Raw genomic sequence first — 14,824 nt, forward strand, 5'->3', positions numbered from 1 at the left:
TTTAATAAAAACGAATACTATACAATTATCATACTCCATTCTATTTCATAATTATTATTCGGTAAGAGAGTCTGTAAACCAATATCATTATTAAAGCTATTACATGCACCTGTCATGGGTTCGATTGCTATAACCTCTCTACTAGGTGGTATATATATCTGCAAGAAATTTTTTTCACCTGATGATATAATTTTGGCTTTGTAGTCCGGTGTAGTAAATTCTACGATATTTGTTTTAAGCATAAAACCATCATCTATTTCTAAATTTTTCAATTCAATAGGTTTTTCTTTATTGAAAGGTAATTTACCAACAATAATATTTCTATCATCTGTTAAATATTTAATGCTACTATCAAAACGAATAGTACTTTCATCTAAGTTTGAACTTGAAAAATAAGGATGCCAACCAATAGTAAAAGGAAATGGAGAGTCTCCTAGATTAATGACATTCATCTTTAGATTTAAGCCTGTATGATTTAAAGTATAAACTAATTCAATTTCATAAAAAAAAGGAAATGCTTTATCTTGTTTATCATTTTTATATTTTAAACTTACAGAAGCAAACTCTGATGTTACTTTAACATCTATAAGTTTAAATGATTTATCATATACCAAACCATGAAGCGCATTGTTTTTATCCAGCTCATTACAGTTTAATTGATAATCTTTTTCTTTAAAAGTATATTTCCCATCTCTAATCCTATTAGTAAAGGGAAACAAAATAGCAGCTGCATATCTGTTCTTATAAACTGTAAAACTTGTTTCGGGAAAAACATCTAAACCATTATATATGAAATGAGCAATTCGTCCACCTTCATTCGGACATATTCTTAATTTAGATGATTTATCATGGTTTTGAATATCCAAGTAAATTATTCCATCAATATCAATTCTATTCAACTTAAACAAAATACTATAAGGATTTTCTGATTATCAATTGATTTTTATTTTCAATAGTTTTTCGTTCATTATTAACGATCATATTTGCCAAACACGTTCCCATTTCTTTAAAATCCGTAGAAATAGTAGTAATTCCATCTTCAACAATTTCTTTTAGTAATGTATCATTATAGGATATTATGCCAATATCTTTAGCGAGTTCTAAATCACTCTCCTTCATTTTTTTTATGATCTGAATTAAATCTCTATCATCCAAAATCAGATAAACTTCACCTTTTTTCAAACTTCTTATGCCCACATTATCTACTATCTCGTATGGCTTATCATAATCAAAACAAAATGACTTAAATCCTTCTATGATATTATCTGGTTGCTTTTTATCTGAAAATAATAATACTAATTCATCATATTTATTCACTAAAGGCAATGCTTCTAAAAGTCCACTGTAAATATTTTTTTTAAAATCCTGATGCACTGATGGATAGTTCGATAGCGTTTCACGTGTTTGATCTAGAATATATACTTTCTCACTCGGTAGACGCCTGATACTTAGCTCCACTCTTTTAAGATTCGCAGGCATGATCACATAATGACTATAATCACCTACATTATCACGAATAAGTGTATCAAACATTCTACCATTAAAATGATGAAAAAAAATATCTATCTTGGTATTAACTCTAAGACCAGCTTTAAAAGAATTGTACAAATCTTCTTTGAAAGAATTAAACTCATCAAATAATAAAAATATTTTCTGATTCACATTAATATCCTCACTAATCACATAATAACCTTTACCAACAACAGATTGTATGATCCCTCTGTTTTTTAATTCATTAAATGCCACAAGTACCGTATCTCTAGATAGAGAATGCTGATTTCTTATACTATTTAATGATGGTAACCTATCCCCTTTTTTAAGAACACCTGTGTGTATAGCATTCTCTATTGAAGAAATAATCTGCTTATATTTTGGCACACCAATTTTACTAGTAATTGATACTATTCCCATAAGACAAATATAATTAAAAACACACACAGATCAAACTAGTAGGTACTAGTAGTTAAAATATAGAAAATTTAATAAATTTGCTTGTTCAAAAACTGTTAAAATGAAACGCAAAATAATTGTTACAGGAGGATGTGGTTATATCGGATCACATACTGTTATAGCCTTAATCCAAAATAATTTTGAAGTAATAATTCTAGACGATCTTTCGAATTCAAGCAAAGAAACAATTGAAAGAATTTATAAAATTACCGATGTAAAACCTAAACTTCTAATTATAGATTTAAAGAATGATTCCGAAACAAAGAGCATTTTTGAAATTCATAAAGATGCAATCGGCGTTATACATTTTGCAGCACATAAAGCTGTTGGTGAATCTATAGAAAAACCTTTATTATACTATAAGAATAATCTTTGTTCATTATTAAATGTTTTAGAAGCACAGAATCAGTTTGGCATAAAAAGCTTTATTTTTTCATCTTCTGCAACCGTTTATGGTTTACCAAAAAAATTGCCTATCACTGAAGAAAATGAAACTCAACGCCCTTTTTCATCATACGGTAATACTAAAAAGATAGCTGAAGAAATTCTAGATGATTTCACCAAATCTAAGTCTGATTTTTCAGCCATTTCCTTACGCTATTTTAATCCAATCGGTGCCCACGAATCGGGATTAATAGGTGAATTACCTAATGGAATTCCTAATAATCTAATGCCGTACATTACACAAACTGCTATTGGTATTAGAGAAAAACTCATGGTTTATGGTAACGATTACCCTACAAGAGATGGTACTGCGATTAGAGATTATATTCATGTGGAAGATTTAGCACAAGCACACGTTATTGCCATGCAGCGCCTGATAAATAACGAAAACAAAACAGTTCTTGAATTTTTTAATCTAGGTACTGGTAATGGTTATTCTGTTTTAGATGTTATTAACTCATTTGAAAAAATCTCAGAAACTAAACTTAATTATGAGATTACTGATCGCCGTGAAGGAGATGTTCCGGAGCTATATGCAGAAGTTAAACTTGCAAATAAAACCTTAGGCTGGTCTGCAAAAAAAGAACTAGACGAAATGATAAGTTCATCTTGGAAATGGGAACAAAATTTTAGAAAGTAAAATAAATAAGGCATTAGATTTTTCAATAAAAAAAACACAGGATTAATTAGTATAAAAAAATTAAGATCATTTTTAAGGTAAAAAATCTATTTTAACCTTAAGAATATTTAAAAAGTGTTTAAAATCAATATAAATACGTAAACAAATAAACCCCGAGGCTCTGTCTCGGGGTTTATTTATAGAATAAAATAATAAATGAAGTGGTTTAAACTTTACATTTTCAAAATCTTTTGGGTTTCATTTCCTACTTTTATAAAATAGATCCCTGCAGAAAATTGAGAAATATCAATACTTTGGAACTCTTCTAAATTTACAATCTCTTTAACAACTATTCCAGAAGCATTTACAATCTTAAGGATAGAATGCCCTTGCTGCTCTATTTTTAATATCCCATTTTCAACTGGGTTCGATTGTATCTTTAAGTATAGTTGCTTTGGGTCTTTCTCTAAAGAACTAAAATTTCTATTTGCATCTTGAAATTCAATCCAATTTACATTAAACAAAAAACCATTTCCTCCAGAAAAATTCAATCTAATTTTATTTTGACCAGCAGTTAACCTAAGGGTTTTAGTAACTGTTCTCCAAGATTGCCATCCTCCAGTATTATTAACTTTCATATTGGCAACTGTAACATTTTTATGGACAACTTCTATATCACCTCCTGATCTAGCCGATGCAACTCTAACATTACATACATAATCTCCTGTTTTTTCTACATCAACTAAGTACTCTACAAAATCATTATTTTCTATAAATCCTATATTTTCACCTCCACCTGTATCTGATGTATTTTCAACTTTTATACCATTTTGACTTGTAAAGTTCTCTACCTGAATTAAACCTGGAATAGAAAAACGATTTTCTAATCCTGATCCTGATCCATTTATTCCAGCTAAGTCAATTCTAAACTTAAAAGGTGTTACTTTTCCTGTAATACGATCCGACATATATTCTGTCAATTCGGTATAGGTACCTCTGGCATCCGTAAAAGTTCCATATTTATTTAAATACTTATCCAATGCCGCTCTATTCTTAAAATCATAAACTCTTTGTAAATTTCCAGGATTATTACGACTAAAATGCCCAAATTCATTATCTCCAGCACTATCTTTAATCACTCCATCAACAACCACTTTATAATCTCCTGAGTTGACATTAATATTGGTATCCATTTTATTATTTGGCGTAAACCTCATAGGCCCGTTTCTTAAATCACTATCGCTTATAATAGTTCTAAAATTTGCACTAAGTTTCGCATAAGGGTTGGCTACTGAGTTTAACCAAGTAATATTATGGAATAGGAATCTTGCTTTAGGGTCAAAATTTTCTTGCGCTCCATTAATTCCTAATTTTTTATAGTTATCAAATGTCACGTCAGAATACACTATATTATCATCATTTATTTGCACTAATGATGCAGCTACATTTCGTGCACCTGGTTGACCATGAAAATAACAATTTTTAAACGTATAAGCAAAATTAGTAGCAACATAAACAGTAAATTGTGTATTATTCCATCCTACTAAATCCTCAATCATCGATTGTACTCTATGAGATCCTTCTTCTCTCCCTAATGATTTGAATGAGTTTCTACATGCTGCTGATTCATTTCCTTTAAATTCGATCAAAGCAGGCACATCTCGTTGTACCTTATCTTGTAATGGAAACATATCGAATGGAAAAGCGCTTGCTCTCACTTTATCTGCAACTGGCACTTCTTGCCCAGAAGCTTGATAAGAATATGCAATTGTAGAAGAAGCTGCAACATTGTCTACCATTCTTACAGCTCTACTCTGTAATCCATAAGCACTACCTGTTTTAAAATCGTCATCAACTTTTTTTCTTACGGTTCTTTTAATAGGTGCTGTCATTCCATTTCTCAATGGAGAACTAGAAGATTTTAGAGTTCCAGCTACTAAATTATTCCTCCAAACTCCAGTTTCAGAACCACTTTCTGCTATCATACCACCACCAAAAACACCATAAACTACATTGTCTATAAAATTAGCATTACTATCGTGATGCACCATTCCCCATCCTGGTGAACCCCATACCACATTTCCTTGAGCAATTACTAAGCCATTACCATCAGTAAATGTTTTGTGAAAATGGAGTCCGTATCGACCCCTTTGATTCTCTATATTCTTAGGCTGTGCTGGTGTATAATCTAACCCTGTTAGATCAACATCAGTTTGATTTCCATTTCCCTTATAACGAAGACCAAACTTAAAATCATCGATAATATTACTTTTATCAGTTCTTCCAAGTTCTACAAAAGCAGTGTTTTTTATAACCACATCAGGGCTTAACATAAACATAGAATGTCCTCTACGCGTAATTACATTTTTTTCTGCAGATCTTACTGTTATATTTCTTGTCATATTGGCTACATAAGGAAATAACTTTCTGTTATTATATCCCTTATGATCATTTCCTAAATTTTTATCCAATGTAAGCTGACTTCCATTTATTGACCTAAGCTTGATAATTTCACTTTGAGTAATACTCTCAGTACCCGTAATCATCACATTATCTCCTGCTTTCCACCCATTTGGTGCTGATGCTAAAGAAACTCTATTAGAATTTTTTGTAGCGTTATTCGAGGTCTTTACAAAATCTGTTTTATCTTGCCCTAAAATTCTGGTTTTACCTCTAGCCATCAAACAAAGACTAACTTGCGCCGGATCCCAACCATATCGCCCTAATACTCCAGGTCCATCACTCGGTAATCTCTGTCCGAAATGATTGGACACAGAAGCATTGTCACTATAGTGAGATTTAGCAGCATTGTTCCAATTTACACCTGCTATACTTCCTCTCTTTTTTCCTTCGATATCAAAAGGTTTTAAAATAATTTCTATAGTACCATCAGATGTCTTTTCAGCATTCATTAATAATGAAGACCCTAAACTATTAACAAATGTATCCACTGTTAATTTTCTTTTAACACCATTGGGTGCTTTAAACTCTATTGTACCATCATTTCTTATGGCAAAAACATGTGCATCACTATTACCATTATAATTTACAGTTCTTCCTGAAGGGATTACAACTATCGATGACAGTCCAGGAACACTTCCGCTGTTCCAAATTGATGAATCCGTCCAATTTCCATTTTTAGTAGCAATGTGAGTTGCTGTATTTTCAGGAATAAGCCCTGTAAATTGAGCAATTAAAGAACTAGGGATTCCTAATGATATAAATACCATTAAAATCAAATTTTTAAGTTTTAGTTTTTTCATGAGTTTGTGTTTTAATTAGATTTTTTTGTGATTAAGTCAATAAAAGCTGAAGATGATTAGCTTTTATAAAGTCGGTTATTAGTTAATAGAGCGTTACAATTCAAAACATCTAAACATAGATGATCATAAGGTTAGTTGTTGTTAATAGGATATTATCTTGTTATTTAGAATCCGCAGAGAACTAAATAGTATTTGATACATTTACATATATTACCTAAAGTCTAATAAATCGATTATAAAAGTATTAGGTTTTAAGAATGTAGTTTTCATTTTAAATTTAAAGGTTAAATGTTTAATAAATAATCAATTTGTGTTCATTAATTTTTGCGTTATTCAAGGGATCATAAAATGATATGATATATAGTCCAGGACTAATATCTAGTTGTATTTGATCAATAGCTTTGTTTTCCCGAATTAAGGCCCCTTTCATATCAGTAATTCTAAATCTCATCCTTCTTATCGACGATTCAATTTTTAATATATTTCCTGATTTAATGGGATTAGGAAATATCTTTGTTCTAAACTTATTAGAATCAAATGTAAAATCATTGATACTTAATGCATCTTTTTGATATTCATGAGCCCCAATATCGATTGCTCCAAATCTTGGTAAATTTTCAATATCTCTATCCCAACTATCCTGAAAGGTTCCTGCATCAATAGCAGGAGAGTCTGGTCTAAGTTTGAAATCGGCATTATCTTTATCAACAAATTTAGGGTCAGTTCCATCCGTCAAATTATTAGATGCTTCAAAACTTGAGTAATCCGAAAGTTTGAAATTCTCCCAACTGTTTCCAAAACAAATATTATTTCGATACACGATATTCTCTGCTGATGAAAAATTGAGTAACATTCCGAATCTACCATTACCGACAAAAGTGTTATTAATTGCTTTAACATTATAAATATTCCCCGATCCGGCTGGGTGTTTATAAATCATAAAGCCATCTTCGCCTGTATTATGAGCGATATTATTGACTAACAATATATCAAATGTGCTTCCGTCGCCTTCGGTACCCATTGTGTAAGCCCCTCCTCCTGCTCCGGCATTTACATTATTCCAAACAATATTGTTGTAAATTTTAATGTCTTTGATTTCTGGAGGAGTAAACCCTAGCAAACCTCCTGCATCCAAATAGATGCCCGCCTGACGTTTTAAACCGTGTATTTTATTACCATAAATCTCACCTCTTTTTGCTCCCTCTTTAACGTCTATTCCTTCTCCTCCATTAGATCCATCTTGCCCTCCAAACACCTCATTATTGCTAATTTCAAAATCTGTAATGCCATTTGCTAGCGTAATACACTCATTGAAACCTCCATTACAAGCATTTTCTACAGTGTTGTTTCTAATAATTACATTGCTTATATTCTCATAAACTAATGGATCTTTTCTCCATGCAACACCCCATATCGCTATTCCAGAAGATGTAGTATTATACGTATGATTTCCTGTGATTTCTATATTGTTACAAGGTCCCTCTATATATATACCATTTTTAGCATCTTGGAATCTTATATCCTTAATCCTTAAATAGCTTTTTTTAAAAGACGAAAAAGATCCTATAACAACTGCAGAATTTTGAAGGTTTTTAGACTTAATAGTAATAAACTTACCCTCTATTCCACTACGTACAGATTTTAAATCTTCTCTATATATGCCAGGACTGATAAGAACTATATCCCCTTCCATAGCCTCATTAATTCCTTGTTGTATTGTTAAATAAGGTAGATTTATGGTTCCCGGATTACTATCATCTCCAGATTTTGATATATGTATATTCCTTGAAAAGAGATTAAACATTATAAAGAAGATAAAAATAAAACCTAATACCACCTTTTTTTTAAACTTATGATTTTCCATAACTTTTTAAAGAATTAAACTCTTTGTTAGAGATTGTTATAATGATAATTGTATAAGCTATTATTAATTGAATGAAAAAAGAAGACTATAACCTACTTAAATTCAGTAAAATTCGTACTAAACATTGCCTAAATTTATATTTACAAAAAAGTTGTACATACTGATAAGATTGATCATAGTTTATATCATTACTCTATCCTTTTCTATATACTTTATAGATGAAATAAATATTCGTCAAAACAATAAAATAGTTCAATAATGTAACTGGTAAAGAATTAATCAATATTCCGTAAGTGCCTAATAAAAATGCTCCTATCAGGTTAATCATTCTAAGTTTAATTAGAGAATTCATAGTGATACTAATTGCTATGCAAATAGAGGCGATATACCCCAGTGTTTCAATCCATTGTATCTGAGTCATAATTATCAATTTTTGATGTTACAAGGTTTTATATTTTATAGACTTACATTGTGTGTGAAAAATGATAGTTCTTTCTCCATCCTCCAGCTCATATATTGGGAATACTTAAATAATACTCATCATTGTTATTAGAACAACGATTATAAATTAAAAAAAAACATATTTAGCAAAAAAACACATTCATACCCAAATAGTTAAGCTGAAAAAAGATTAAAAAGAATGGTAAAGAAAAGCCGAAATATTAAAGGGTCAATAGTCTAATATTGACCCTTTGTAGATTAAAGTTTTTAATTAGTAATAAAATCAAAAACGTACTTCTCTTTAATAATTTCAGAAGTATTCTTTATAACTTCTAAATGTTTTGGATCAGTCATATATAGCTCTAATTGTTTTTCATTCTTAAATGTAGAGAATAAGATAACATCTCCTTCTAAAGAGGTTTTTAACATCTGAAACTTTTCTGAAACACTGAACTCTAAAAAATGAGATAGCTTTCTTAACGTTAATAACTCTTCTTTTAGATTAGTAATAACTGAGGTACTAGGTTGAATTAGCTTAAATATTACAATATGCACAATCATTATCTAATTTTTAATCCAAGTTCCTCTATTAATTTCTGCTGTAAAACCTGGTCCAAAAGCTGCCATAATACCTTTATCACCATTTTTTCTGGTTTTAGAGGTAAACTCGCTGTTTAGAACATCTAAGACAACACCACTTGCTATATTTCCATGATTTTTAAGACTATCTCTACTATTGACTATATTCTCTTCCACAAGATCTAGATTAGAAACTAATTCATCCATAATCTTTCTACCTCCGGTATGAAATACATGGAAATCGAGTTCATTAATATTAGTATTAAAATCTTTTTGAATAAAACCGTTCATTATTGGAGCCACTTCTTTTATACTGTGCATAACATCTTTATCCAATCCAAAATGAAAACCTGTTGACTTTACATCATATTTGATATAATGATCTGAATCCTTTTTTAAATAAGAGTCAATACCTTCTATTAAATAACCTTCATCACCACTTTCTGGAATTCCTTTTATAATACAACCAGAAACGGCATCTCCAAACAAACAATTGGAAATTAAAGAAGATATTTTGTCGTCTTGAGGCTGAAATAAAAGGGATGAAAACTCAACCGAGATAAGTAAAACATTATGATCGGGATACGCTTTTAGATATTCATGTGCTCTGTTTAGTGCCCAAGCACCAGCAGCACAACCTAATTGCACTACAGGAAGTTGTTTCGTATTGGACCTAAAATTAAGATCACTTATCAAATATGAAGTTAGCGAAGGCATCAGAAAACCAGTACAAGAAACAACAATAAGTAAATCAATATCCTCCGGTTTCATGTTATTATCTGATAATACTTTCTTAGCAACCTTAGAAGACATTTCTAATCCCTGATCCTTGTAAAGTGTATTGCGGTATTCAAAACCAGGATGGGTGATCACTTGATTAATAGGAGATAGAAGATTCCTTGTGTTTACCTGGGTATTTTTAATCATTCGTTCTACAGTATTCCATTTTGGATGGTAAGGAAATAAATTTTTTAGAACATCTATCATCTGTTCTTGACTTATTTGATGATCCGGAAACAGGATCGTAGGTTTTGTTACTAATGACATTTTTTTGAGTTTTATGAGTTTGTGAGTTTGAATGTTATTATGTTAAAAAAAGTTTATTTCTTTTTTAACATAATAACATTCGATTTTGTTGTTCTGAAATCCGACCCTATCCTAATTATTGGATTTTATCGCTTACACTGTACAAGGATATTTATGTATAAATGAAATAAAGAAATTCTAGTTACATTTTGTTGAAAAAACAACAAACAAAAAACTCAATAATTTCTTTAAACTTAGCTTGTCATTGTTCAGAGTTACGTTAGTTTAAAAATTGATTTTTTTAATAATGCTATTGAATTGTGAATTTTGTGCTACTTGAACCTGATTTTAATATATAATTTCCTTTAGTTAATCCAGAAACATCTATAGTTGTTTCTTCTTGATTAACAGTTATCTCTTTAACAACAGCACCAGACATATTGACAATTTTAAGTTCTGTATTTCCTTTTTGAAAAAGATGCATAGAACCTTCTTTTATAGGATTAGGAATAATTTTAAGATAAGAATCAATTCTATCCTCTTGATCTATATTTAGCACCTTATTAGATCCTGTTTTTACAAATTTTACCCAGTTTAGATTAAACAAGAATCCATTTCCTCCAGAAAAATCTAATCTGATTTTATTATCACCATCTGTCAAATTAGCAACCATCGTAACTGTTTTCCAAGATTGCCATCCACCTGTATTAACAACATTTAATTCTCCTATATTTCTTTTTTTATAGGTAACATTTATCTTACCACTTGAGTTTAAAGAAGCTACTCTAGCAGATATCTTATATTCTCCCGCCTCTTTTACGGTCACTAAATATTCTGCATGATCACCATTTTCTATATACCCAATACTTTTTCCTCCTCCATTATCCGTAGTATTTTCTATTTTAACTCCTGATTGAGTTAGAAAAGCTTCCGCCTCTATTTTTCCTGGAATTATATGTCTCTTTTCCGAAGAATTTCCTCCTGAATTGTTTCTAGGGTTAAAATCATTTGGGTTAAGAGTAGATCCAACATCAGGAAATGAGCTACCATATTCTATAGCTCCAACGTCTGGTTTAGCTCCATTAACATTTGTTGTTATTCCGTTAATAAATCTTCCATTATTTATTGGAGAGGTACCTTGTTTTAACCTAAAGTCTCCTTGTGCTGCATTAACAAATAATGCATTACCATTACCTGTTACATTTCTTACGTTATTCTGAAAATTTATATTTTGATAAATATGGTTTTTATCATCATCTTTAGCTTTAGTATCAATAATATTATTCCAGAAACGTATATTTTCTATCTTACCTTTATTATCTCTATTCCATATTCTAATTCCCCAATCCATATTCCAAACTGTATTATTATAAAAATAACTATCCTTTATCTTAGCTTGTCTAGGTCCTAGATAAGCAAAAGTTCCATCTGGTACTACATCAGTTTTAAAATTATAAATCAAATTATGATGAACCGTATAATTATAACATCCTTCTAGATATAATGCTAACACAAACTCTTTATGACCATCTGTTAATGTGTTGGAATCATGTATCCTATTATAAGCTATCTCTGAACCTTTCATATCTACAGGAACACCCCAGTTACTTCCATTGGTACATTGAATAGAACCAGCATCTTGCCCCATTTTCATACAATCATATAAATCATTATACTTAATATCAATCTTACCGTCATTGGTACGGATATGAAATCTACCTGTTGATCCGAGTGTTGTTTTCGTTATTTCGGTTCCATCTCCGCCATTATTCTGTATAGATGAGGTAAACTGAGCGATCCAACCGATATCTTCGATAAAACAATTTTTCACTTTTGTGTTTCTTCCTTCATCTATAAATAGTCCGTGTCCCCAACTATGAGCGATATAGCAGTTTGTAAACTTATTATTATCACCATTTACAAAAACACCACCTTGCTCTGTCCTAGAAACTCCGTATCCTTTTCTGGTAAAAAATGGCCATAAATATTGAATTGAAGAATCCGTGACTTGGCAATTTGAGGATTTATCCATTTGAATAGAAGCAGCATGGATATTTATTCCTTGTATTTTAACTCCGTTTTTTTTATTCGTTTGAAAAGCCCATTTTCTGTTTTTAGCTGAAATCGATAAATTATTTGGATTGGCACCATTAGGAGGTTTAAAATAAATTTTGTTCCCTTTTTGAAACCATTCTCCGTCCCTGTCAAGCGCATTTAAATGAAAAATAAATCCAAAACCTTTCCCATTATCGGTAAAGATTTTTTCGCTGTTATCTATCCAACCTTCAGTTATTGCATCTACTCTAAGTTCTTTTCCGTTTGAAGCAGTGATGACTCCCATAGGGTTTATCCACTTTTTCCCATTTATTCCTCTAAAAATACCTCCTTTGAAAAAATCCGTAGGAAAACCAGTCATATTTGGAAACAATACTTTTCTGTTTTTTCTTCCTTTAACTCCAGTAAAAACTTGACAATCCTCGTATCCAGAGTTTTTATTTTCTGGATTCATCATCTCGCCTGTTTTATTATTCGGCCATCGTGCCATTTGTTGGTGCTTACCATTTAAAAATAGCATTGTGAATTCTGTTTCTGCTCCTGAGAAATTTGCAGAATAAATCCCATTTTTATAAAGAGACCAATTTTTGATTTGATCTGCTCCAGATACTGTTACCTTCTGACCGTTGTAATTTTTAAACGTTGTATTGTTTTGTTTAACTGTAACATTCTCTCTGTAGGTTCCTGCCAGTATATAACAAGTGTCACCTGCAGCCATCATATCAGCTGCTTTTTGAATTGTTTTAAATGGCGATTGTAAATTGCCTGTATTAGTATCCTTTCCATTTACAGACACATAAAAATCCTTTGCTGCCATATTCAAGGATGATAATAAAATGGCAAACATTAATAATTGAAATTTCATAATTTAATTAGGGTTTTAAGATGATTAATAAAATTCTTTTTAATCTAAATATTGAGTTATGTGTTAACTAATTACTGTTTTTTATTCGAATCTAATTATCAAAAAAAATGACATTTAGCAATACTAAAAAATGAAAAACATCTTATTCTTATTAGACTGAAATATGACTGTTAGAAATCAGATAAAAATCATATTCTATAATTTTATTCATATGCATTACTTAATAATATCTACTGATTTTTAAAGCATCAAATTTTAACTAGCTGAAAGGTTTTACTACCTGATAATTTAATCAAATAAGTCCCTGATTGTAATGAAGAAACATCCAAAAGTTCTTTAAAATCATTAGACATGGCCTCTTTAACAACGACACCTTGCAGATCATATATCCTTATTAATGTCGGTTTTTTTAATCCAGTGATAGCTATAGAATTTCGTGCAGGATTCGGGGAAAAAATCACCTCATTATCAGATCGTAACTCTACGTCATCATTGCTTATACTCAATATATTATCAAGCACTATTGGATACAAGGTTTCTCCTGTTGGTGTTTCAGATAATGGTTGAGCTGGAAAATTAGTGGAAGGATCTGCGGGTTTAACCTTTCTTGGGCCTTTATATAATACGTTGGGGTCAGACCAAGGTGTAGCATCATTATGATTCTGCTCTTTACATCGATTTTTAAAAATAAAATTAGGATTCTTAGAGTTTTGATGTTGTGTTGACCAAGGCCCCATTATGGCGTAATAATTTGGTTCATTTCTGTTATTGTAAACCGCATTAGGGGTATCTGCTTTAGAATTCGGCATATCCCAAGGCAATACTATTGTATTATTTTCTATCAAATTATTTCCATTATCGCCGCTATGAAAGCTTACCTCTTGTCTAAAATTATTGTCATAAACCACATTATATTCTACATTACCGCCTTGTAGTGATATATGACGTAAATGGGTAATCTGACATCCTGTAATAAGATTATAAGCTCCCTGAATAAAAAAGTATCCTTGCGCTCCTCCAGCTTTTTTATGAGCTCCATCTACTTTTAGATCTCTTAGTGTAATGTGGTTAGAAGGTACTCTTACCGGATCTTTTGCGCAATCATAAATATTCACTTTATCCAACCAACAGTCTGTTGATTTTCTAAACTTAACAGCTATGTTATCATTCCTAGGAAGTTCATCATTCGCATTTAAACTATAATTCCAATCATATTTTGGTTTACCCCAACTTCCTTGGATCGTAAGCCTATAAATTCCACTATACTCGACATCATCAAAGTAGAATGCACTATTATTATTCATTCTAATAGTACAAGTTACACCTTCTCTTGTTTCACCTATTAATGAGACATTAGATCTCATATTAATCCGTTCATCAATAGTATAATTCCCGTTTTTTAATAATACTGCCACTAATCCATTTTCTCTAGATGCATCTTTAATAGCCTGATTAATCACTATACTATTAGCACCTGCGTCAATAGTTTTCACTATTTGTAAGTTATTCATTAATGGAACACCTCCTCTAACACCTGCTTTTTCCCACTCTTTCATCTGTGGGTATCGGCTGTCGTACTTACTAGAATCAAAAGAAACTCCTGGGTCCCCAACTCTAGTTTGAGCATATAGCATAGACATCATAATCATCAAGACTAAATATCCAAATCCTATTATTTGATTTTTCATTATTTGATTTTTATGTCAATTAATTTTATT

10 protein-coding genes are annotated in these 14,824 nt (G+C 30.9%); 1 reads left to right on the forward strand and 9 read right to left on the reverse strand.

Annotation, left to right across the window (positions count from 1 at the left end; all coding sequences use genetic code 11):
- Positions 1–17: 17 nt before the first annotated feature.
- Positions 18–899: an aldose 1-epimerase gene (locus tag Q0921_RS07795; protein ID WP_299255684.1), complete on the reverse strand. Its 882-nt coding sequence runs from the start codon at positions 897–899 to the stop codon at positions 18–20.
- Between the two features lie 13 nt (positions 900–912).
- The gene (locus Q0921_RS07800) at positions 913–1,911 is read right to left on the reverse strand and encodes a GntR family transcriptional regulator (RefSeq protein WP_299255686.1); all 999 of its coding nucleotides are present in this window, start codon (positions 1,909–1,911) and stop codon (positions 913–915) included.
- A 100-nt stretch (positions 1,912–2,011) separates the two neighbouring features.
- Here Q0921_RS07800 and galE point away from each other — a divergent pair, with 100 nt between their 5' ends.
- Positions 2,012–3,034, forward strand: a complete 1,023-nt coding sequence (galE, locus tag Q0921_RS07805; protein ID WP_299255688.1) for a UDP-glucose 4-epimerase GalE — start codon at positions 2,012–2,014, stop codon at positions 3,032–3,034.
- Positions 3,035–3,246: 212 nt separating this feature from the next.
- Here the strand turns inward: galE and Q0921_RS07810 are convergent, their stop codons facing one another.
- The 7 genes from Q0921_RS07810 to Q0921_RS07840 form a co-directional block, all read right to left on the reverse strand.
- Positions 3,247–6,276 (reverse strand): carbohydrate-binding protein, encoded by a 3,030-nt coding sequence (locus Q0921_RS07810; RefSeq protein WP_299255690.1) that lies wholly within the window; start codon positions 6,274–6,276, stop codon positions 3,247–3,249.
- 292 nt (positions 6,277–6,568) lie between these two features.
- Positions 6,569–8,140: a choice-of-anchor Q domain-containing protein gene (locus tag Q0921_RS07815; protein WP_299255692.1), complete on the reverse strand. Its 1,572-nt coding sequence runs from the start codon at positions 8,138–8,140 to the stop codon at positions 6,569–6,571.
- Between the two features lie 193 nt (positions 8,141–8,333).
- Entirely contained in the window at positions 8,334–8,561 is a 228-nt protein-coding gene (locus tag Q0921_RS07820; RefSeq protein ID WP_299255694.1) for a YgjV family protein, read from the reverse strand.
- A gap of 287 nt (positions 8,562–8,848) precedes the next feature.
- Positions 8,849–9,142: a Dabb family protein gene (locus Q0921_RS07825; RefSeq protein WP_299255696.1), complete on the reverse strand. Its 294-nt coding sequence runs from the start codon at positions 9,140–9,142 to the stop codon at positions 8,849–8,851.
- Between the two features lie 3 nt (positions 9,143–9,145).
- Complete coding sequence (locus Q0921_RS07830; RefSeq protein WP_299255698.1) at positions 9,146–10,207, reverse strand: type III polyketide synthase; 1,062 nt, start codon at positions 10,205–10,207, stop codon at positions 9,146–9,148.
- A 289-nt stretch (positions 10,208–10,496) separates the two neighbouring features.
- Complete coding sequence (locus tag Q0921_RS07835; RefSeq protein ID WP_299255700.1) at positions 10,497–13,106, reverse strand: carbohydrate-binding protein; 2,610 nt, start codon at positions 13,104–13,106, stop codon at positions 10,497–10,499.
- Between the two features lie 248 nt (positions 13,107–13,354).
- Positions 13,355–14,794: a T9SS type A sorting domain-containing protein gene (locus Q0921_RS07840; protein ID WP_299255702.1), complete on the reverse strand. Its 1,440-nt coding sequence runs from the start codon at positions 14,792–14,794 to the stop codon at positions 13,355–13,357.
- Positions 14,795–14,824 lie beyond the last annotated feature (30 nt).

It is taken from the genome of uncultured Aquimarina sp. (assembly GCF_947496855.1).
Lineage (GTDB): Bacteria > Bacteroidota > Bacteroidia > Flavobacteriales > Flavobacteriaceae > Aquimarina.